Genomic DNA, 21,785 nt, shown 5'->3' on the forward strand with positions numbered 1-21,785 from the left:
TGCCTGAGATGCCAGTGACTTCGAATTTGAGATAGACACTGAAGGTCGAACTGGCATTGCGGAAGCGCAGCGTGCTGGCGGTGCCGTAATTGCTCGTGGGCTTTGACTTGGAAATGTGAGTGTCCGCCTCCGGCGTGAGCGTCACAGTCACCGTGCCGGTTGGCGAGGTCACCACAAAGTCACTGTTGCTGGTGGCGGTTGAGCTGCCGTTGCTGACCACAATCCTGCCCGTCGAGGCGCCGGCTGGCACAATAGCCCGGATTTGCGTGGCGGAATCGATCACAAAACTCGCTGCCGGCTGTCCGTTGAAAATCACTTGTGTGACGTCTGAGAAATTGTTGCCGCTGATTGTTACCTCTGTTCCCACTGGACCGCTGGCGGGCGTGAACGAAGTGATGCCCGGCGGCGGCAGAACAATCAAACTTGCCAGCGTGCCGGCCACGATTTGCGTCGCGTTGTCATCGCTGAAGACGTTGACGCCATTGGGTGAGACCGTGCGCCATCTCAGCGTGTCGGCCATACCAGGGTCATTGATGGTAAAGCGGATGGTCACCACATCCAGGAAGGAAGTGCCAACCGTGGTGCCGTTGCCGGCACTGCCGTTGTATTCGAAATTCGCGGAGACCCTGCCACTGGCCGGTTCGGTCACGGTCGGTGCGGTATACTGGCTGCCGTTGAAATTATGGGCGGTGAGCAGCGTCGGCTGGGAAAACCTGGCAGGATTGTAGGTGAAAACCAGATTTCCCGAGCCCATGCGAAAACTGGTGCCGTTGGCTTTCAGTTGCACCTTGAGATCGACATGGCCGCCGGTGACGCCATCGTCGGCGACCACAACAAACCGCAAATCGAAAGTTTGCGCCCAAGACGAAGGGGTAATAAAGGTGAGCATGAGGATGAGAGCCAGGGCATGCTTGTGCATCTGTCACCTTTCTGAAAAGATCCACCTGAAGACACGACTGAACGAATGACCGCTCACACGCATAGTCGAGCGGTTCACCTGATTCTGAAGATATGCACTGAAGCTGGGGAGGTGCTGTCTTGGCACAGCCACCGGGCGAGAGTCCGTCCTCACAACCGAGGTGTTCGTGAAGCCGGAAAAAATCAGGTGGGATTCCTTTCCCGCAGCAGTGCCACCCGAACCGTGCCCACGGGTTGCCGGCTGCTCTGATGACAAGCAGATATACTTGCATGCCGCGGCATTCGCAGAGGCGGTGTGGCGAGCCGGCGGGAAAGGCGGCGGACTCTGCTGCCCATAAAATGCCCTGGCGCCATCCCGCCCTGCAGGGCGGGGCAGGTTCGTCATCACCCCCGCATGCTTGATGCTTGCGGCGCCTGTGTGCGACCTGGCGCACAAGCCGCGGCCAAAAACACCTTGACACACCGCAACGGCCATGCTATATTGCATCACAAAATTTTAACGAATGCGCGGTTGCCGGCGAGTACTCGCTCTGCGATTTCTGATGATCCCCAGCTCGACTTTTTCTTTTCGGCCAATCTCGCGCCGCAGGTTTTGCCGGCAAATCGCCGGCCTGGCCCTGCTCACTGCCTGCTCTCCCCCGCACCACTATCTGCCCGCAACGCCGCCGCGCCGGAAGCGTCTGCGCGATCTGGGCATTGTCATTGGCACGTTGCCGACGGGCGCTTGCAATGCCATCACGGATGTGGCCGGGGTGCAAGTCGGGCACTGCACCCGCCTCGCCGGCGCCGGCGCTCTGCGTGTGGGGCAGGGGCCGATCCGCACCGGGGTGACCGTCATCATGCCGGGCAGACAGGTGGTGGTGGAAAATGTCACCGCCGCGCGCTTCGTGATGAATGGCAATGGCGAAATGACCGGACTCGGTGCGGTCGACCAAACGGGTTTGCTGCAGACACCGATCTTTCTCACCGATACTTCGAATGTCGGCCGCGTGATGAATGGCGCGTTGACCTGGCTGCTGCAATCTTATCCCGAAATCGGTGACACGGCCCCCGTGCCGGTGCCGGTGGTGGCGGAGACCTGGGCCGCCTTCCTGCATGATGCCGAAGGCCGCCATCTCGAGGACGAACATGTGCTGGCTGCGATTGCGGATGCGCGCTCCGGCCCGGTGGCGGAGGGCGCAGTCGGCGGGGGTGTCGGCATGGTGTGTTTCGATTTCAAAGGCGGCATCGGCACGGCTTCGCGCGTCTTGCCGGCCACGCACGGCGGCTATACTTTCGGCGTTCTGGTGCAGGCCAATTTCGGTGAACGGGAACAACTCATCATCAATGGCGTGCCGGTGGGCAGGGAAATCACCGACCTCATGCCGGTGACGAGCCGCAAGGCAAAATCTCTCATTTTGATCGGCGCCACGGATGCTCCGATGATCCCTGCACAATTGCAACGCCTGTGCAAGCACATGATTCTGGGCATGGCGCGTACCGGCGGCCAGTCGGGTCACAGCTCGGGAGATCTCGCACTGTTCTTCTCCACCGGCATCCAGATTCGTCCGGGCGACGCTTTTACCGACATTCAAATTTTCAATGATGAATGGCTGAGTCGTGCACATCAGGCGGCCGGCGAAGCCGCGGAAGAGGCAATCTTGAACGCCCTGTGCGCGGCCGAGACCACGGTGGGGATCGACGGCAACACCGCATTTGCCCTGCCGCTGGAGCGCTTGCCGGCCATCATGAGGAAGTATGGGCGTTGATTTGCCTGCGGATCCGCCCGCTTCTCTCCGCCCGGCGGGCAGACGGAGCCATCCGCAAAATTCGATTACGGCCGTGACGGGCGTGGCTGTCGGCCACCTGACTCTTGCGCAGGACGAAGTGCAAACCGGCGTCACGGTAATCCTGCCCTATCCATTGGCAATCAGGAACCGCAAGCTTTTTCTCGGCAGCTTTGCCGCCAAAGGTTGGCAGGAATGGACCGGCCGGCATGTCGCGCAGGATTTTGGCACGTTCTCTTCTCCAATCGTCCTGTGCAACGCAACCGCGGTGGGAACGGCCTACGATGCGCTGATCACTTTCGGACATCAGCGCCATCCTGATCTGCCCATCGACAACGCCTGGCCGCCCATCGTCATCGGCCTGGATGATGGCTATCTCAACAACCTGCGCGTGCGTCGCCTGACCAGCGGGCATGTCCTGCAAACCATTTATGCCGCTTCTCCCGCGCCGGCGTGCGGCAGCGTTGGCATCGGACGGGGTTTGTGTGCTTTTGGTGGCAAGGGAGGGGTGGGTGAAGCGGCACGCACGCTGACTGTCGCAGGCGAACAGTTCATTGTGGGCGCGCTGCTGGCCGCCAATGGCGGCAGATTTTCCCATCAGCGGGATGCGGAACTGCCGGCTTCCGTGACGCCCAGTATGGTGTTGATCCTGGCGACTACTGCGCCTCTGTTGCCCGGGCAATTGCAGCAACTTGCAGAAGCCGGGATGAGCGGCCTGGAGCGCGTGACCTTGTGGCTGCCGAACGAGCGGCGCCTGGCGCTGGCTTTTTCCACCACCAACACGGTGGATGGCGCTTTTGATGAGAAGTTCCAGCTCCACACCGGGCGGTGGTACGGTGCGGAAACTGTTGCTCTGCTGGGTGATGCCGCCGCTGAGGTTACCAGACAAGCCCTGCTGTGCGCGCTGCGGCAAACAGAAACGATCACCGGCAGAAAGGGCCGGCGGCTTGCACCGGTTGATTGGACGCAGGTTGTCGTGAAGTGAGCGCAGGCAAGGGGAAGCCACTGATGCGGAGGAAGCAAGTGTTTGCCACCCGCCAGGGAGTGCTCCTGGCGCTGCTGATGAGCGGCCCACTCACGATTTTTGCGCAGGAACTCGATGCCACGGAAGAAATGCTGCGCGACCTCAGCGAGGCGCCGGGTGTCTCCGGCTATGAAGAGCCGGCGGCACAGGTGTTCATGAAATACCTCGCCCCGCATGTCGACCGTCTGCAGCGCGATCACCTGGGCAGTGTGATTGGCAGCAAGCAGGGCAGCGCACCCGCGCCGCGCGTCTTGCTCGATGCCCATCTCGATGAAGTCGGTTTCATGGTCAAGCGCATCGATGAAAACGGCTTCGTGAAGTTTTTCCCGCTCGGCTGGAATTTCTCCCAGCAGTTGCTCGACCGCCGCGTGCTGATTCACACGCGCCGCGGCACGGTGCTCGGTGTGCTCAACACCGGCCCCGATATTCAAGAAGACAAACTCATTCCCCGTGAAGACATGTGGATCGACGTGGGCGTCCGCGACCGCGCCGATGCGGAAGCCCTGGGCATTCAACCGGGCGATCCCATCACCCATCACAGCAGTTTTGCGCGCCTGGCGAATCCCAAATTTCTGCTGGGCAAAGCGTGGGATGACCGCGTCGGCCTGGGTGTCATCATCGAGGTCATGAAAAGGCTGACGCACCGGCCTCACCCCAACACCGTGTTCGCCACCGGCGCGGTGCAGGAGGAGATCACACTGGCAGGCGCGCAGACGCTGGCAGCCGTGGTGCAGCCGGATGTTGCCATAACTCTCGACATCGACGTCACCAGCGATTTGCCGGCCAACACCAGTGCCGATTATGCCCAGCCCGTGCTCGGCAAAGGCGTGGTGATCATTCTCCACACCGCGGAAATGCTGCCCCATGTCAAGCTGCGGCAGTGGGTGCAGAGTGTTGCGCAGGAGCTGGATATTCCCCATCAATTCATGCTGGAGGAAGGCGGCGGCACCGATGCCGGGCCGATTCACAAGTGGCATCTCGGGGTGCCTACGCTCGACCTGGTGATTCCCCAGCGCTACTATCACAGCGCCAACGGCATCATTCACCGTGATGATTTCGACAGTGCGGTACAGTTGCTCACCGCGGTGATCCAAAGACTCGACAGCAGGAGGCTGGAGTCCCTTCGCTTTCACACCCCGCACTGAGGCAACAGCGCCGGTGCCACTGGAAAAAGATGCAAAAACCACCGGCTGGTGACATGTTTTTGCATGGAAAGACCACAATGAACGGCGAACGAAAATTTGCGTACCCGCACGGCAACGTGCTTTACCGCAAGCTGCGCTATGAATTTCCGCTGATCGTGCGGGGCGAGGGTGTTTATCTCTATGATGCCGGCGGCAGGCGTTATCTCGATGCCTCCGGTGGCGCGATGGTGACCAACCTCGGCCATGGCAACCGGGTGGTCGCGGAAGCCATCGGCCGGCAGGCTGCGACGCTGGCTTATGTCAGCGGTTTGCAATTCACCCATGAACCGGTCGAGCAGTTGGCGCACGCGTTGTGTGAGGTGGCGCCGCAAGGCCTGACCAAGGCCTTTTTCCTCTCCGGCGGAACGGAAGCCACCGAGGCGGCGATGAAGCTGGCGCGGCAGTATTGGGTGGCCAGGGGCATCACCACGAAATACAAAATCATCAGCCGCCTGCCCAGCTATCACGGCAACACTTTCGGTGCGATGGGGGTGAGTGGCAGACAGACCTATCGCGTGCAGTTTCAGAACATGTATGTCGATCATCCCAAGATTCCGCCGCCGATCTGCTATCGCTGCGCCTGGGGCAAAACGTTTCCGCACTGCGACTACGAATGCGCGGCCGAATTGGAGCTGGCGATTCAACGGGAGGGCCCGGAGACGGTTGCCGCCTTCCTGGCGGAGCCGGTGCTGGGCACCACGGGCAGCGGCATGGTACCGCCGCCGGAATATTATCCGCGCGTGGTCGAGATTTGCCGCAAGTATGATCTGCTGTTCATCGCTGATGAAATCCTGTGCGGCATGGGTCGCACCGGCGATTGGTTTGCGATTTCCGCCACCGGCGTCACCCCGGATATCATGCTTGCCGGCAAGGGGCTCACGGGCGGTTACGTGCCGCTTTCCGCCATGCTGGCGCGCGGCGAGCTGGTCGAGGCGATTTACGCCAGCGGCGGTGATTTCCTGCATGCGCAGACGTTTGCCCATCATCCGGTGGCCTGTGCCGCGGCACTCGCCACCATTCGCTACTTGCAGGAACATCATCTCATCACGCGCTGCCGCGAGATGGGCGCCGTGCTGCATGCCCGGCTGCTGCGCCTGCGGGATCATCCCCTGGTCGGTGAGATTCGCGGCCGGGGCCTGCTGGCGGGCCTCGAACTGGTTGCGGACAAAGCCACCCGCGCGCCTTTCAACCGCAGTCTCAAAATCGTCGAACAGGTTGCCGCCCAAGCGCTCAACCGTGGTTTGATCATTTGGACCAACGCCGGCCATGTGGACGGCACAAACGGTGACGGCATCCTGCTCGCCCCGCCGTTCATCGTCACCACCGCACAAATCGAAGAGATCGTGACGCTGTTGGAACAAAGTCTGAATGCCGTGGCGGCGGCCTTGCGTTTGGCGTGAAGGGTCATTTGACAACTCTGCCCGCCTCGTCAGGCAGTTTTGCCCGGTGGAAAAAATTGGCCTGCGCGAGTGTTCCCGCAGGAAAACTGTGCCGGCACTGCACTGCGCCATTTTCCGGCGCAATGTGCAGCCGGCCAGGTCCCTGTCGCATGCGCCAGGGCCTGAGCGGTGGCGGCGCACAAACAAATTCCCTGCAATTCATCTGAGAGAGGAGAAGTGGACATGGCAGCGAAGAAGCCGTTCAAAATCACCTATACTACGCTGGGCGCGGACATGGAGAAGTTTCATCGCGATTTTGACCGCGCGCTCGCCCGGGTGCGTCAGCAAATCGGCCAAACCCATCCCCACGTGATCAACAACCAGCCGGTGGCCGGGGCGGGAGAGACCTTTGCCAGCTTCAGCCCGGTCGATACCCGCGTGGTCCTGGCATATTTCAAGGCCGCCACCAGCGATGAAATCAACGCCGCGGTGGAAGCCGCGCAAGCAGCCTTCCCCCGGTGGTCCGCCCTGGATTATCGCAAGCGTGCGCGCATCATTCAGAAAGCGGCGGCGCTCATTCGCAAGAACAAGTTCGAGCTCGCCGCCCTCATGTCACTGGAGGTGGGCAAGAACCGGCTGGAATCGATGGGCGATGTCGAGGAATCCGCCGACCTGCTGGATTACTACGCCCGGCAGTTGCTGGATGCCAAAGGCTTTGTCATGCCGCTCGGCCGGCTGTCGCGCAATGAGGACACGCGCTCCGTGCTGCGGCCTTATGGCGTGTGGGCGATGATCGCGCCCTTCAACTTTCCCCTGGCCCTGCCGGCAGGCATGAGTGCCGGCGCTTTGCTGGCCGGCAACACCGTGGTGTTCAAGCCTTCGGTTGACACCCCCTGGATCACCAGCCGCCTGCAGGAAATCTACCTGCAAGCCGGCATGCCGGCCGGGGTGATCAATTGTCTGGCCGGCGACCGCCGCATGGGCGAGGTGCTGGTCCACCATCCCAAACTCGATGGCATCGTCTTCACCGGCTCGAAGGCGGTCGGCATGAAAATTTATCAGGAGTTCACGCGGGATTCGCTCAAGCCGGTGATTCTCGAGATGGGCGGCAAGAACCCCGCGATCGTGATGCCCAGCGCCGATTTGGACACCGCGGCGGAGGGTGTGATGCGCTCCGCCTTCGGTCTGCAGGGGCAGAAGTGCAGTGCCTGCTCGCGTGTCTATGTGCACCGGCAGGTGCAGGATAAATTTCTTGAGCTGCTGCTGCAAAAAACCGCCGCCCTGCGCATCGGCGATCCGGTGGAGCGCGACGTGTTCCTGGGGCCGGTGATCAATCGCAAAGCGTACGACAAATTCCTTGCGGCCGCCGAAGAAGCGCGGCGTGACGGCACGATTTTGACCGGTGGCAATGTACTGCGCGAAGGCGATTTCGCCCATGGCTATTTTGTGCAACCGACGATCGTGACAGGTTTGCCGCGTTCCCACCGGCTGGTGAAAGAGGAATTGTTCCTGCCCTTCCTGATCGTGGAGCCGGTCGATTCGCTGGAGCAGGCCATCCGGCTCGCCAACGATGTGGAATATGGCCTGACCGCCGGCATCTACACCAAACGCCAGCGGGAGATGGATTATTTCTTCGATCACATCGAGGCCGGCGTGACCTATGCCAACCGGCGCAGCGGTGCCACCACCGGCGCCTGGCCGGGCGTGAACTCTTTCTGTGGCTGGAAAGGTTCGGGCAGCACCGGCAAAGGCGCCTGCGGGCCGTATTACGTGCAACAATTCATGCGCGAGCAAAGCCGGACCATCATGAAGTAGAAAAGCCGCTTGCGGCAGAATTCCTCGTGCTTCGCGAACCGCTGCGCGCGGGCCGCCTGCCGGCCGCTGCCCGCACGCGGCGGGTGATTCCCCTTCTCGGCAAGTTTCGAAAGCGCATCAGCCATGACCACAACCACCTCCAAAGTCATGTCCATGGCCGAGGCCATTCGGCGGAATGTGCATCCCGGCGATACCATCACCATCGAAGGATTCACCCATTTGATTTGTTTTGCCGCCGGCCACGAGATCATCCGGCAGCGCATCACGGATCTGACGGTCTGCCGTCTGACGCCGGATTTGATCTATGATCAAATGATTGCGGCCGGCTGTGTCAGAAAAATGATTTTCTCCTGGGCGGGCAATCCCGGCGTCGGGCCGCTGCATGCGTTGCGCCGCGCCGTGGAAAAAGGCAGACCCAAACCCATCGAGCTCGAAGAGTACTCGCATTTCGGCATGGCGCAACGGCTGGTGGCCGGTGCTTCACGTTTGCCCTTTTTGCCACTGCGCAGCTACAAGGGAACGGATCTGCCGAAAGTGAATCCGCTGATCCGCACCGTGACCTGCCCCTACACCGGCGAGCAGCTTTATGTGGTGCCCGCACTCAATCCCGATGTCGCCATCGTGCATGCCCAGCGCGCCGATGCCGAGGGCAATACGCAGATTTGGGGCCTGTATGGCGTGCAAAAGGAAGCGGCCTTTGCTGCGCGGCGGGTGATCGTGGTGGTGGAGGAGCTGGTCGAGCAGAGCGTGATTCGCCGCGACCCCAATCGCACCGTGATCCCCGGCATGATTGTGTCGGCGGTGGTGGTCGAGCCGTTCGGTGCACACCCCAGTTTTGCACAAGGCTATTACGATCGCGACAACGATTTCTACATTGCGTGGGATGAGATTTCACGCGACGAGGCCAAACTGGCCGCCTATCTTCAGGAGTGGGTGTACGATCTGCCCGATCGCGCCGCCTACTGGCAGAAGCTCGGTCCGGAAGTGCATGCCCGGCTGGCTGTGCGGCAACGCCTGAGCGGGGAAGTCAATTACGGCTACTGAATGGCCTCTCCCGCCTGGCCGGTCAGCTTCACTTCATTTGTACACGTGCTTTCACCCGTCTGTTTGCAGGCCGGCAACCCGGGTTCATGACGTTTTTGTGAAAATTATTTTCAGAGGAAAGCATCAGCATGCGACAGAATGCTGTGAGGGACATGTGAACAGCAAGCGCTACCTGCATGTGTTGCAAACCACCATGCGACTCCCGCTGCCGCGCAGTGAGGTCTTTCCCTTTTTTGCCGAGGCCGCCAATCTCGGCCGCATCACCCCGCCCGAGATGCATTTTCAAATTCTCACACCCCTGCCCATCGTGATCGCGGCGGGCACCCTCATCGACTATCGCATCCGTCTGTTCGGAATTCCCCTGCGCTGGCAGACGTTGATTTCAAAGTGGGAGCCGCCGCACGTTTTTGTTGACGAACAATTGCGCGGACCCTATGCTGTGTGGATTCACACCCATCGCTTCCACGAGCAGGCCGGCGAAACCCTGATTGAAGACGAAGTGCAATACCGCCTGCCCCTGGCGCCGCTCGGGGAGGCGGCCCTGCCATTGGTCCAACGCCAGCTCGCGCGCATTTTCCGTTATCGCCAGCAGGCGGTGGAGAGCATTCTGCTGTCGGGCAGGGCGCTACAGCCGGCGAGGCTCTGACACGAGTGTGCCGCGCAGGGGAGACCCTCGTCGAAATTTTTGCAGTCCGGCAGAGGGTTGGGCTTATGTTTGCGCCGGGTCCTCGCCGCGCCGCCGCAGGATCGCCACACCCGCGGCATAGGCTGCGAATGCCAGCAGGATGCCCGCCAGCGGATCAACTGCATGATGATAACCCAGGTAAACCGTGGCCAGTGCGACACCGAACGCCAGTGGCAGCAGCAGGCAGCTCAGACGGCGGTTGAAACGCCAGGTGGTGAGTGCCCACGCCATCGCGCCGGAAACATGGGTGGAGGGAAAGCAGCCGCCGGCGATGGCGCCTTGTGCCTGCAAATGCCTGGTCAACGGCCCGAAGAGGTAGCCGCTGTATTCCGTGGTGCGCAGGGCATTGAGCGAATCGATCATGCGCGGGCACAGCGAAGGGAAGGCATAGAACAGCACGAAGTTGGCGCAATAGCACAACGTCACGATGGCAAGGGCCGCCATGGTTTCGGCAAATTTGCCGCGCAGAAAAAGCGGCAGGGTGGCCAGCGGCAGAAACAGGTAGTAGGAAACATAAAAGACATTCATCAGTTCGTCCAGCCAGGGCCGGTAAAATTGCTGCACCCAAATCGTGGGATGCACGCCGAACAGCAGCTTGTCGAGCTGGACCAGTGTCTCCGTGGCTGAATAGTCGCCGGTGAACATGCGATTCATGTGGTTCATCTCGAAGTAGCCGTAGAACATCACCACCAGCGGATAGAAGGTGCGCAGAAACCAAAGCAGGCGCGTGCGGGGGTGTTTTTCGCCGGTGCGAATGATCTCCAAAAATGAAACCACCAGTATGAGGTGGATGGCGGCATCCTGCGGCCAATTGGGAACATGGTGATGAAAGAAGGGCAGCAACACGGCAAGCAGAGCGAGGTAGCCGATGGCCAGGATGTCCATCAGGCGAAAGTGCAGGCCGCTGTAGCGCCCCGGCCAGCAACGCCGCACTGCGGTAAGAAGTGTCACGTCGTCTCCTTGAGCAGGTGATTGGAAAACGAAATATAGCGAATCACCTGCCGCCGGGCAAATCCAGTGTGGGAAATGCGGCAATTTGTTGTATGCGGAATATTTCTTTCCGGGAGGGCATCGTCAAGCAGTCTCCCATGTTCAGGCGTGCTTTCTACTCCCGCGCGAGTGCGGCACGTTCAGGAAACGCGGCGAAGTCATGGCACTGCCACCCGCTTGGGAGGGCAGCCGCGCGCGCCACAGCGCAACCATGAATACGCCGCGCCTCCCCATGCCCGGGTGCATGACCAATCATGGTGAACGGTTAACCGGCAGGCAGGTGAAAATGAAAAACGTGTCTGGTGTTGCAGCAGTCCTGCTGCTCTTCTCACTCGGCTTCGGTCAGACAACCTACAAAACCCCACCACGCGAGGTCGTCGCCATTCTCGATGCTCCGCCTCCGCCCCTGGTGGAAATGAGCCCGCAGCAGGAGGCACTTTTGCTGGTGGATTACCGGCCGCATCCCGCGCTCGAGTTGCTGGCGCAGCCGGTGTTGAAGCTTGCCGGCGTTCGCCTCAATCCCAATCTCGGCAACCGGCAGCGGCTGTCGCAATACACCCGCCTCGCCGTAAACTGGCTGCAACGCGGTCGGACGGTGGTGATCGACGCGCCCACTGACGGCCGTCTCGGCATGCCGAAGTGGTCTTACAATGGCGCCAGGCTCGCCTTCACGCATGATCTCTCTGATGGCGTGGAGTTGTGGGTCGCCGAGGCCGCAACCGGCAAAGCCCGGCTGCTCCCGGGCGTGCGGGTCAGTGACATGTTGACCACACCGTTTCGCTGGACGAGTGACAACGAACATTTGCTTGTCCTGCTTGTGCCGGCGGAGCGCGGCGCGCCGCCACCGGCGCCATTGGTTCCCACCGGCCCCATCATTGAAGAAACTGCCGGAAAATTCGCGAAGGTCATGACCTTCCAGGATCTGCTGCGCAATGAGCATGACGAGCGGTTGTTCGAGCACTTCGCCACCACGCAATTGGCGCTGGTGCATGCGGTCAGCGGGGAAATCACCGCCATTGGCGCACCGGCGATGATCATGGCTGTGGAATTTTCCCCGGATGAAAAATTCCTGCTGGTAACCCGGGTTAAACGGCCGTTTTCGTATCGCGTACCCTACTTTCGTTTCACGCGCGTGATCGAAGTGTGGGACCGCCAGGGCAGGGTGCTGGCAACCATCGCGGATCTGCCCATCGCTGATGAAATTCCCACCCAGGGCGTGGCGGTGGGACCGCGCGAGGTGGGCTGGCAGCCGCGGCATCCCGCCAAACTCCTGTGGGTCGAGGCGCTGGATGGCGGCGACCCCCTCAAAAAAGTGCCGCAACGCGACAAACTCATGACTCTGGCTGCGCCGTTCAGCGCTGCGCCAGCGGAGGTCATGCGGATACAGCATCGTTTTGCCGGAATTGACTGGCTGGCGAAGCGCGAGGAGGTGCTGTTGACCGAATACGACCGCGACCGGCGCTGGCGCACGACGGCATGGGTCAACCTGGCCAAGCCGGCCGCACACCGCAAAGTCATTTTCGACCTCAGCGTCAATGATGCCTATGGCGATCCCGGCCAGCCGGTTTATGAAACACGCACAACCGGTGAAACGGTGTTGCTGCAGGATGGCGATTGGATCTACCTGAACGCACGCGGCGCCTCCCCGGAGGGTGCCCGGCCCCGCCTCGATCGTTTGAACCTGAAAACCCTGGCCAGGCAAACGCTGTTTCAAACCCAGCCCAACTCCTTCGAACCCTTTCTCTCTTTTGTCGCAGGCAGCCGCAATCTCATTCTCACACGCTATGAGTCGCCAAGGGAACCGCCCAACTATTTCATGGTGGATTTGAAAAAGAAGACGCGCACGACGCTCACCGATTTCAGAGATCCGGCACCACAGCTCACCGGCTTGCGCAAGGAGCTGGTGAAATACCACCGGCCTGATGGAGTGCCGCTCTCCGGCACCCTTTATTTGCCGCCCGGCTATGAAAGCGGCTCGCGCCTGCCCGTGGTGATATGGGCCTATCCGCTGGAATACTCGGACGCCGGCACTGCCGGGCAGGTGCGGGGCTCGCCGCATACCTTCACTTTCCTGCGGGGTGCTTCGCCGCTGTTCTTTTTGACCCAGGGGTATGCCGTTTTCATGGATGCCACCATGCCGGTGGTCGGTGATCCGGAGACCATGAACGATACGTTCGTGGAGCAGATCGTGGCCGCGGGCCGTGCCGCCATCGACAAGCTCGATTCCATGGGTGTGATCGACCGCACGCGCGTATGTGTGGCCGGCCACAGCTATGGCGCCTTTATGACAGCCAATCTGCTGGCACATTCCGACGATTTTGCCGCCGGCATCGCACGCAGCGGCGCGTACAACCGCTCGCTTACGCCCTTCGGCTTTCAGAATGAGCGACGCTCCTTTTGGGAGGCCCCGGAGATTTACATGAGGGTTTCGCCGTTCACGCACGCCCATAAAATCAATGAGCCCCTTTTGCTCATTCATGGCGAGGCGGACAACAACCCCGGCACCCATACCATGCAATCCGAGCGGCTGTTTCAAGCCATCAAGGGCAATGGCGGCACGGCGCGGCTGGTGCTGCTGCCGCTTGAAAGTCACGGCTACGTCGCCCGCGAGTCGGTGCTGCACACACTGGCAGAAATGTTCGAGTGGTGCGAGAAACACGTCAAACACCGTTCTGCCGGTCCGAACCGGCAGGCGCCGCCACAGTGATTTTGGAGGCACAAGCTTAATTGGAAGCGCAGGCGCTCCGCCGTCTGCTTTGCCCACCCAGACGGCCTTTGAAAAGCGACTTTTGCATGGCGGCGCGTCTCCCGCCACGCCCGGCCGCATCGCAGAGAGTTTTGAGTGCCATCAGATTTTTGTGGGCAGTTGACAACAACGAACCGCTGCGCACCCGTCTCGGGTGTTTTATGTGTTCCATGCTGATCAATGTGGGTAAATCGGAATGCGGCGATAGACAAATTCCCCGGACGCTGATTTGCGCAGTGTCGCGCTAATGTTTCTCAGTGGCAAGCTGGAAAAAGCGGCGTCGTTAAAATCTCTGCGCCAGAATGGTGTTTTTAGGGTAATTTGCCATGCCACGCGCGGCATCCATAAGAATGAAAATGAGCTTTCGTAGTCGTGCCCTCAGGCACCGACCCTGAAGGGTCTGCTACAAAAATCTTTTTGTGGCAATTTGCCATGCCCGTATGGGCACCATCGGGATGAAAATGTCGCACAGACTTTTTATCTGCCTGCAGGCTGGCGGCCTGTGTTGCGGTATTTTTACGGCATGCGATGACAAGGCAAACGCGGGTGTGGGGAAACGCTCGTGGGCAAAACCCCGCGGTCAAAGTCCTGTCATGCATAACCTCCATCAATCAACATCGGGCCAGATTACTTGAATTTTGCACCCGTATGGATTCCCTCTGCGAGGAATGCCGATTTGATCGCGAAACTCAACCACCCAGGGATGGTGCATAAAAAAATTGCAGGCAAACTTGCGGTCAACTCCGGCAGGAATGAATTGTTTTTGTCAAGCGGCATAGCGCATTTCCAAAAACTCCGGCAGCAGTGCCCCGTTTGGTTCTCCTGAAAAAAACGCGTCAGATCATGAGAAAGCCACAGATCACTGACGGAGTGTTGTGAACACGTCGTTTATTGCGAATAACAGCAGGCAACAGGCAAAATTCAGATCCACCCCAATCTCTTGCTGCGGACACATGATCGAGTATCAAGCCAACCGCCATTTTGCCCTGGCAATGGATGCTGAAGATCCCCTGGCGGAATTTCGCTTCCGTTTCCATCTTCCCAAAACCAGGAGTGGCGAAGATTGTGTTTATCTGTGCGGCAATTCGCTCGGCCTGATGCCGAAGACGGCCAGAGCCCATGTCGAACAGGAGCTGAGTGACTGGGAGCGTCTGGCGGTGGAGGGACATGTCAAAGCCAGACATCCCTGGACGACCTATCACGAGCGTTTCACCCGCCAGCTCGCGAATCTGGTGGGTGCCAGGCCGGTGGAAGTGGTGGCGATGAACACGCTCACTGTCAACCTTCACCTGATGATGGTGTCTTTTTACCGGCCCACCCCGACGCGGCACCAGGTGGTGATGGAAGCCAATGCCTTTCCCTCCGACCTCTATGCGGTGCAATCTCAAATCGCCTTTCACGGCTATGATCCCGCCAGCTCGCTGGTGATGCTGCAACCCCGGCCGGGCGAGACCACATTGCGCACGGAGGACATGGAAGCTTATCTGCGTGAAAACGGCGAGCGGGTTGCCCTGGTCTTGCTGGGCGTGGTGAACTATTACACCGGCCAGGCTTTCGACATGCAGCGATTGACCCGGGCCGCGCATGCGCAGGGCTGCATGATCGGTTTCGATCTTGCACATGCGGTGGGCAATCTCCTGCTGCGGCTGCATGACTGGGAGGTCGATTTTGCGGTTTGGTGTTCCTACAAATATCTGAATGCCGGCCCGGGTGCCGTGGCGGGTTGTTTTGTGCACGAGCGCCACGGTCACGCGCGTGACCTGCCGCGTTTCGCGGGCTGGTGGGGTCACAATCCGGCCCGGCGATTTTTGATGGAGCCGGCATTCCAGCCGGTCTTTGGTGCGGAAGGCTGGCAGATCAGCAATCCGCCGATCCTCTCGCTGGCTCCCTTGAAAGCCTCCCTCGACCTGTTCGATGAAGTCGGCATGCCGCGCTTGCGCGCCAAGAGTGAACTGCTGACCGGTTATTTGGAATTCCTGCTCAATCAGTTCGGCGGCGATCTGCTCACCATCATCACACCGGCGGACAAGACCCAACGCGGAGCGCAGCTTTCCCTGCGCGTGCGCCGCAACGGCCGCGCTTTGTTGCAAGCTTTGCTGGCGCGCAATTTTATCTGCGATTGGCGCGAGCCCGATGTCATTCGGGTTGCCCCGGCACCGTTTTACAACACTTTTCTCGATGTCTACCGCTTTGCCGGTGCCGTGCGCGGCAGCCTGCTGTAAAGCAACACCGGGGAAATGGCGGCCTGCGACTGGCATCTGTTCCATCCCCGCTCGCCCGGATTGTTGCCGTCCCACCCGTCCCGTTGCCGGCCATTTATTTTGCCTGGTGCAGTTTTGCCGTCGCGGTGTATGAGCACCTGCCGGTTTTTTCGCCGGGTTGCTTTGCGCACCGGCCGTTCGAGCTCTCTCGCGCTTTTCAGTGCGCGGCCGCAGATGCATGCGGTCGCGTCTTGCCGCGATGGTGACTGCCGCCGCTGTGCCGTTCCTCCCATCGGGACACTCACGCACTCGGTCAGGAATTGCGATTTCACGCTGCTCATCGAATGAACGACAAGGCGCTTGCGAGGAGGCGGGATGAAATTCAAGCAGACGGTCAAACGTGGCGCGCTGGTCTGCCTGGGTCTGGCGCTCATCGGCGCCGGACTTTTTTGGGGGTGGGCGCCCACTATGGTGGCGAAAAACTTGAATCGTGTGCACGCGCCTGCCGCCGCCCCGCCGCCGGCGGACGTGCAGCGTCTGCATGATTCACTCTTTGTGGCAGATTTGCACGCGGATGCCCTGCTGTGGAATCGTGATTTGCTGGAGTGCGGCAGTTACGGCCATGTCGATATTCCGCGTCTGATCGAAGGCGGTGTGGCGCTGCAAGGCTTCACGGTGGTCACCAAAACGCCGCGGCATCTGAACATCGAACGCAACGACGACCGCAGCGATGACATCACCCTGCTGGCGATCGCGCAGCGCTGGCCGGTGGCCACCTGGTTCAGCTTGAAGGCGCGTGCGTTGCATCAGGCGCGCCGGCTGCATGAAGTGGCGGCGCGTTCCCGCGGGCGCTTCACCCTGATTCTCACTGCGCCGGATCTGGAGGCGTATCTGGCGCGCCGCGCCCACGAAAAAGGAATCACTGCCGGGTTTTTGGGGTTGGAGGGGTGTCATGCGCTAAACGGCGGGCTTGCCAGCGTGGACGAGCTGTATGCCGCCGGCTTTCGCATGCTGGGTCTGACACATTTTTTTGACAACCAGGTGGGCGGCTCGGCGCATGGCCTTGCCAAAGGCGGGTTGACGGCGTTTGGCCGGCGCGTGGTGCAGCGCGCGGAAGAGTTGGGCATGCTGATCGATCTCGCACATGCCTCTCCGCAACTGATCGAGGACGTGCTGGCAATCGCCCGGCGGCCGCTGGTGGTCTCACACGCCGGCCTGCGCGGCCATTGCGACAACCAGCGCAATCTCAGCGACGATCATGTGCGCCGCATTGCGGCCACCGGCGGCTTGATTGGCATCGGCTTTTGGGAAACCGCCTGTTGCGGCCACGACGCGGCGGCCATCGCGGCAGCCATGCGCTACGCCGTGGGTATTGCCGGTATCGATCACGTGGCGCTGGGCTCCGACTTCGACGGCGCGGTCAGCACGCCTTTCGACGCCAGCGGTATGGTGCAACTGACCGCCGCATTGCAGCAGGCAGGCTTCAACCCCGCAGAGATCCGCAAAGTGATGGGCGACAACTTGAAGGAATTGTTGCGCCACCACCTGCCGCCCAGGTGATAAACCCGCGGGCGGCGGCCGTCATGCGCCTGCGGCTTTAAAAAGCCGAGCTGATCAGGTTGGCATTGGTTTGACGGACCAGATGAAAGCGGCCGTCACCCTGTTCGTCATAGAAAACGAATTCGCGCGGCGGCTCCTCATAGCGCCAAATCTCGATGGTGCGGCCGTAGCGATCATACTGTCGCGAGATTTCATCCGGCTGGCCGTAGATGACGTACACCCGCCCGCGATCGGTGGTCCAGCCCTGGCTTTTCCCCCACGCATAGCGTGAGTTGGCCTCGCCGACACGCCAGTAGAACTCCTCCTCCAGCAAATTGGCACTCGCCTCCGGATTCGGGTTGCGTTCCTGCCAGAATTGATCGAGCAGGCGGCGCTGCTCCTCGGGCGGCGCATTTTTGATCTTCTTCCATTGTTCGCCGGTCATGATCAAACGCAGGGGCTCGATGTAGTCATCGAAGGCGCGGTTGTTGCGTGTCACCGCCGGACGATTGGCCCAGCGCACCATCAGGCTGCGTTTGGAAACCGTTGTGCGGCCGTCGGAAGTGACGGTCATGCTGATTTCCAGGGGCCCCAGGCCAAGTTGCGTGGGAGGGATGGGGAAGATGATGTTGACGGTTTGCTGGCTGGCGGTGGTGTCAATGTCGGCGCGGTTGCTGTTGCCGGTTTCCTCGTGGCCGATGCGCAGCGTGGCCTGCAACCGGCCGCCGGCGCGCACATGCCGCGCCTGCGCGAAAGCATAAATCGTTTTGTTGAAACGCTGCTGAAAGGAGGGAATGACCTGCTCCTCGCGTGGGAACTCCCGGGGCGGGCTGTCGAGCAGAATCACATCGCTCAGCGTCAAGTCTTCGGCAAAAAGATTGCGAATCAGCACCGGTATCACCATGAAACCGCGGCCTTTGGAGACGCGGTCGGTCACCATGACTTCGAGTTTGTATTCACCCGGCGGTGCCTGGAGAAAGTAGGCGACGCGCTGGTAGAGTGAATCCGGCTGCGTACTGTCATAGCTGCTGACCGTGATGGTGCGGGAGTCATCAATGAGCTGAACGGCATGGCCGCGATGATCGCGCAGCGCCAGGGTGAGCTCGAATTGCGCAACGAAATTGGGCGTTTTGCGCTCGAACTGCAGGCTGCGATGCGGCACATCCAGAATCGTCCACAAGCGGTTCTGCCGCGTCGGGTCAATGATATTGGCGGTCTGCACGCCGAATTTCAACACTCCGGTCGATTGTTGGCGGACGCCGAAGCGATGCGGCTGGCCGCTGCCGCATCCCAGCAGCAGGAGAGCCAGGCTGAAACAGATGTATTTCATGGAACGGTGTCCTTGCTTAAAAATCGGTGCCCAGCGAGAAGAGATAGCGCGGTTTGGTGTATTGCTGCAAATCGGTGTTCCAGGCGGCGTCGATGCGCAACAGACCAATCGGGCTGTAGAAACGAATGCCGTAGCCGAAGCCGGCCAGCACATCATCCAGCACCCGCTCACCCAGACTGTTGCGTGTAAAGAGGCGGAAACCGTTGCTGTCGTCCCATGCGCTGCCGGCATCAAAAAAGATCGCACCGCGCACCTGTTGGAAGAACAGGGGGATCGGCGCCTGCAAAAGCAGGAAGCGGATGAAGGGGAAGCGAATTTCCGCGTTCATGAGGAAATAGCGCGTGCCGATCTGCTCATAGTAGTTGGTGCCGCGCACCGGATAGACGAACTGGCTGAAGGTGAGATCGTTGATATCCTCCGAGCTCAGCCCGCGGGCAAATTCACGATTGAGCCAGTTCGGAATGCCGCCCAGGATGAAATGTTGCGGCTGCCTGCCAAAGCTGGCGCCGCCCGCCAGCCGCCATGCTAGGCTCCATTCCCGTGACAGCGATTTGTAGTGGCGGAAATCCGCCTGCACCGTGGCAAACTCGCGCGGAATGCTGCCGATCCCCGGGCTGACCGCAGCTGAGAGCGAGCTGCGGCGGTTGTCATCCGGGCCATAGGAGCCCCAGCGTGTGTTGTCGCGGGTGTACTCCAGCGAGAAAATCGCCGCCGAGCTTTTCAGCGAGGGAATGTCGATGTAGGTCAGGTTGTCCTGGATGGTGTAGAGATAGGCGGCGGAAAAATCGATGCGGTCGAAGCGTGAAAAGGGGTAGCTCACGCCGCTCAGCAGGCTGAGGAAACGAAAGCGTTCGATGCTGCCGAACAAGTCGAAATCGCCCTGCAGATTCGAGAGATAGAAACTGACCTGCTGGCCGAAGGCGAAATAAACATTGGGGCGCCAGCCCTGGTACAGGTAGCTCAGGGCAAAATCGCTGTTGGCGAGCGAGCGGTTAAGATAGGCGCCGATGCCGATTTGATGATTGCCGGTCAGGTCGGAAAGATACACCTGCCCCAAACCCTGCAGCCCGAAGAAAGGATCATAGCCGGTGACCCCGCCGACATAATCGATGCTGAAGCGTGGCTTGTAATCGCGCACGATGAAACTGCCGTCGGCTTGCAGATTGTCCTTGGGCGCTTCGATTTCACCCCGGGTAATCGTGCCGTTGGAGATGATGCCGCGGGTGAAGTCGCGATCGAAGGCAAAATTCTGATAGGGCCGGCCCTGGGTCTGCTCGTTGCTCATGCTGGCCAGTTGCGGCGCATCCTGGATGTTCATCGGGGTGGCCCGGTACTTCATCGCATCGGTCAGGGTGAGGGCGGAATGCTTGCCGACAGCTTCCAGGGGATTGCGCCACAAGTAGATGTCATAGCCGCCGCGATAAAACGAGGTGAATGCCAGGCGCTGGCCGTTGTTGGCGATCGAGATTTGTTGAATGCCAACCAGCAGGTCGGTCAATGGCAGCTCGGTGCCGGTGGACAGAACGTGGAAATAGATGTTGGCGATGCCGTTGCGATCGGACAAATACAGCAGGGTGTCAGCGCTGTGATAGAATTCCGGTGCGGTTTCCGTGCTTGGCGCGGAGGTGATGCGCCGCAAACTGGTGCCGTCGGGCCGGATCAGATAAATGTCGCTGTTGCGATAATCGTGCCGCCAAATGGGGTCATCGCTGCTTGCCCCTGGTTCACCACGATCGGAGGAGAATGCCAGCCAGCGGCCATCGGGCGACCAGGTTGGTTCGAAATCGGAAAAGGCATCGTCGGTGAGCTGCGTGAGCTGCTCCGTTTCCACGTCCACCAGGTAGAGATCACTGCGGGTTTTTTTCATGCCGGTGAAGGCAATGTGCCGGCCGTCGGGCGACCAGGCGGGATTCCAGATGCCCTCAAAGCCGGGCTTGTAAGTGCGCACTATTTTGCGGCGCTTGACATCGACGACGTGCAGCACATCCTGCCAGCCACTTTTTGCGGCAAAGACCAGGCGGTTGTTGTCCGGGGCCCAACTGATGCCGGGCCGCAGCCATTTCAACTCTTCCACGCCGGACTGTTTTTGCCCGCTCACCAGCTTGCCCATTTCCTGCCCGGTGATGGCATTGAGCAGGTGAATGTCAAACAGGCCGGAGCGGTCGGTCAGGTAAGCCAGACGTGAGCCGTCCGGGGAGAGCGCCGGGCTGTTGTTGATGTAGTTGGAAGTTTTGCGGTGATCGGTCAGGGCGCTGGCCAGATCCGCGGGTGTCTGCCGTCGTTCAATCTCCGGCCAGTACCATTGCTTCAAATTTTTCTGCCACTGCTCGGAGACGACTTCGAGATTCTCCCCGAGGGCGTTTTGGAACGAGGTGTTGAGATTGCGGCTGGAGCGCAGCTCCTGCAATAATTCCGTCACCTTGGCGCGGCCGTAGCGGCGTTCAATCCAATAGAAGAAACTCTGTCCGCCCTGATAAGCCATGTAGTCGAGCTGGGTGAGCGGCGGCAGATATTCGTTGATGACGGCGTCGCGAATCATGTTGTCGGCATGGGTGTCCCAATGTTGCGATTCATACTCGGCCAGACCTTCGTTGAGCCAGAGCGGCAGTTGGAAGCGCATGATGCCGCGAATCACGGCACCGGCGCCCGCGCCATAGAAATACTGCAACAAGACGGCATGCAGCAGCTCGTGATGAACCACATGCCGAAACAGTTCATTCGAGCCTTCATAGGGCAGCACAATGCGGCCTTTGAAGAATTCGGTGAAGCCGCCCACCGACTCCGGCTGAATGCCGGGAGTAACGTTGGTCTCCTGAAAGTCGTTGTGAGAATTGTAAACCAGGAAGGGGATGCGCGCAATCAATTGGAACTGAAAAGTCCGTTGCAGCGAGACCAGCGCCGATTCCGCCACGGCACTGGTAAAGCTGGCGATCTGCTCACCGCCCTCGTAGAAATAGATGTCGAAGTGGTCGGTTTGGATGTATTTCCAATCCCTCGTGGCGTATTGTACCTTGTTTTGACCGAAATTCTGGGCCCAGGCCAGACTTGGCAGCAGGGCTGCGACGGTCAATACTTGCAGAAGCTGTTTCATCAAAGGCCTCTATGGCTAAAGGTTCTCAGGCCGGCCGGCTGTCTTACTTACGCCCAAAGTCAGACAGCAGATT

Annotated in this window: 14 protein-coding genes; 10 read left to right on the plus strand and 4 right to left on the minus strand. The window is 60.2% G+C overall.

Features of this window, described 5'->3' with window-relative positions; all coding sequences use genetic code 11:
• Positions 1-919: IPT/TIG domain-containing protein (locus ONB52_02565; GenBank protein MDZ7415025.1), on the minus strand; the 919-nt coding region annotated here is incomplete at its 3' end.
• Between the two features lie 541 nt (positions 920-1,460).
• On the opposite strand from ONB52_02565, the gene ONB52_02570 reads away from it, so the two are divergent.
• From ONB52_02570 to ONB52_02600, 7 genes are all read left to right on the plus strand, one after another.
• Positions 1,461-2,666, plus strand: a complete 1,206-nt coding sequence (locus ONB52_02570) for a P1 family peptidase (protein MDZ7415026.1) — start codon at positions 1,461-1,463, stop codon at positions 2,664-2,666.
• Complete coding sequence (locus ONB52_02575) at positions 2,656-3,669, plus strand: P1 family peptidase (protein MDZ7415027.1); 1,014 nt, start codon at positions 2,656-2,658, stop codon at positions 3,667-3,669. Before ONB52_02570 ends, ONB52_02575 begins: the two co-directional genes overlap by 11 nt.
• Positions 3,670-3,692: 23 nt before the next feature.
• A complete protein-coding gene (locus ONB52_02580; GenBank protein MDZ7415028.1) occupies positions 3,693-4,853 on the plus strand; it encodes a M42 family metallopeptidase in 1,161 nt (386 codons plus the stop codon).
• A gap of 77 nt (positions 4,854-4,930) precedes the next feature.
• Positions 4,931-6,292, plus strand: coding sequence for an aspartate aminotransferase family protein (locus tag ONB52_02585; protein MDZ7415029.1), 1,362 nt, complete (start codon positions 4,931-4,933; stop codon positions 6,290-6,292).
• A gap of 222 nt (positions 6,293-6,514) precedes the next feature.
• A complete protein-coding gene (locus ONB52_02590) occupies positions 6,515-8,086 on the plus strand; it encodes an aldehyde dehydrogenase family protein (GenBank protein ID MDZ7415030.1) in 1,572 nt (523 codons plus the stop codon).
• Between the two features lie 123 nt (positions 8,087-8,209).
• The gene (locus ONB52_02595; GenBank protein ID MDZ7415031.1) at positions 8,210-9,130 is read left to right on the plus strand and encodes a CoA transferase subunit A; all 921 of its coding nucleotides are present in this window, start codon (positions 8,210-8,212) and stop codon (positions 9,128-9,130) included.
• A gap of 154 nt (positions 9,131-9,284) precedes the next feature.
• Positions 9,285-9,776 carry an SRPBCC family protein gene (locus ONB52_02600; protein ID MDZ7415032.1) on the plus strand — a complete coding sequence of 164 codons (492 nt, stop codon included), beginning with the start codon at positions 9,285-9,287 and terminating at the stop codon, positions 9,774-9,776.
• 63 nt (positions 9,777-9,839) lie between these two features.
• Here ONB52_02600 and ONB52_02605 read toward each other — a convergent pair whose 3' ends face one another.
• Positions 9,840-10,766 carry a phosphatase PAP2 family protein gene (locus ONB52_02605; GenBank protein MDZ7415033.1) on the minus strand — a complete coding sequence of 309 codons (927 nt, stop codon included), beginning with the start codon at positions 10,764-10,766 and terminating at the stop codon, positions 9,840-9,842.
• Between the two features lie 325 nt (positions 10,767-11,091).
• Here ONB52_02605 and ONB52_02610 point away from each other — a divergent pair, with 325 nt between their 5' ends.
• From ONB52_02610 to ONB52_02620, 3 genes are all read left to right on the plus strand, one after another.
• Entirely contained in the window at positions 11,092-13,512 is a 2,421-nt protein-coding gene (locus ONB52_02610; protein ID MDZ7415034.1) for a prolyl oligopeptidase family serine peptidase, read from the plus strand.
• 992 nt (positions 13,513-14,504) lie between these two features.
• Positions 14,505-15,773, plus strand: coding sequence for a kynureninase (gene kynU / locus ONB52_02615; protein MDZ7415035.1), 1,269 nt, complete (start codon positions 14,505-14,507; stop codon positions 15,771-15,773).
• 354 nt (positions 15,774-16,127) lie between these two features.
• Positions 16,128-17,312 carry a dipeptidase gene (locus ONB52_02620; protein MDZ7415036.1) on the plus strand — a complete coding sequence of 395 codons (1,185 nt, stop codon included), beginning with the start codon at positions 16,128-16,130 and terminating at the stop codon, positions 17,310-17,312.
• Between the two features lie 37 nt (positions 17,313-17,349).
• On the opposite strand, the gene ONB52_02625 is transcribed toward ONB52_02620, so the two are convergent.
• Together ONB52_02625 and ONB52_02630 are read right to left on the minus strand one after the other, a co-directional pair.
• Complete coding sequence (locus ONB52_02625; protein MDZ7415037.1) at positions 17,350-18,621, minus strand: GWxTD domain-containing protein; 1,272 nt, start codon at positions 18,619-18,621, stop codon at positions 17,350-17,352.
• Positions 18,622-18,637: 16 nt separating this feature from the next.
• Positions 18,638-21,712 carry a BamA/TamA family outer membrane protein gene (locus tag ONB52_02630; GenBank protein ID MDZ7415038.1) on the minus strand — a complete coding sequence of 1,025 codons (3,075 nt, stop codon included), beginning with the start codon at positions 21,710-21,712 and terminating at the stop codon, positions 18,638-18,640.
• Positions 21,713-21,785 lie beyond the last annotated feature (73 nt).

It is taken from the genome of candidate division KSB1 bacterium, assembly GCA_034506255.1.
In the GTDB taxonomy this organism is placed as follows: Bacteria; Zhuqueibacterota; Zhuqueibacteria; order Zhuqueibacterales; family Zhuqueibacteraceae; genus Coneutiohabitans; species Coneutiohabitans thermophilus.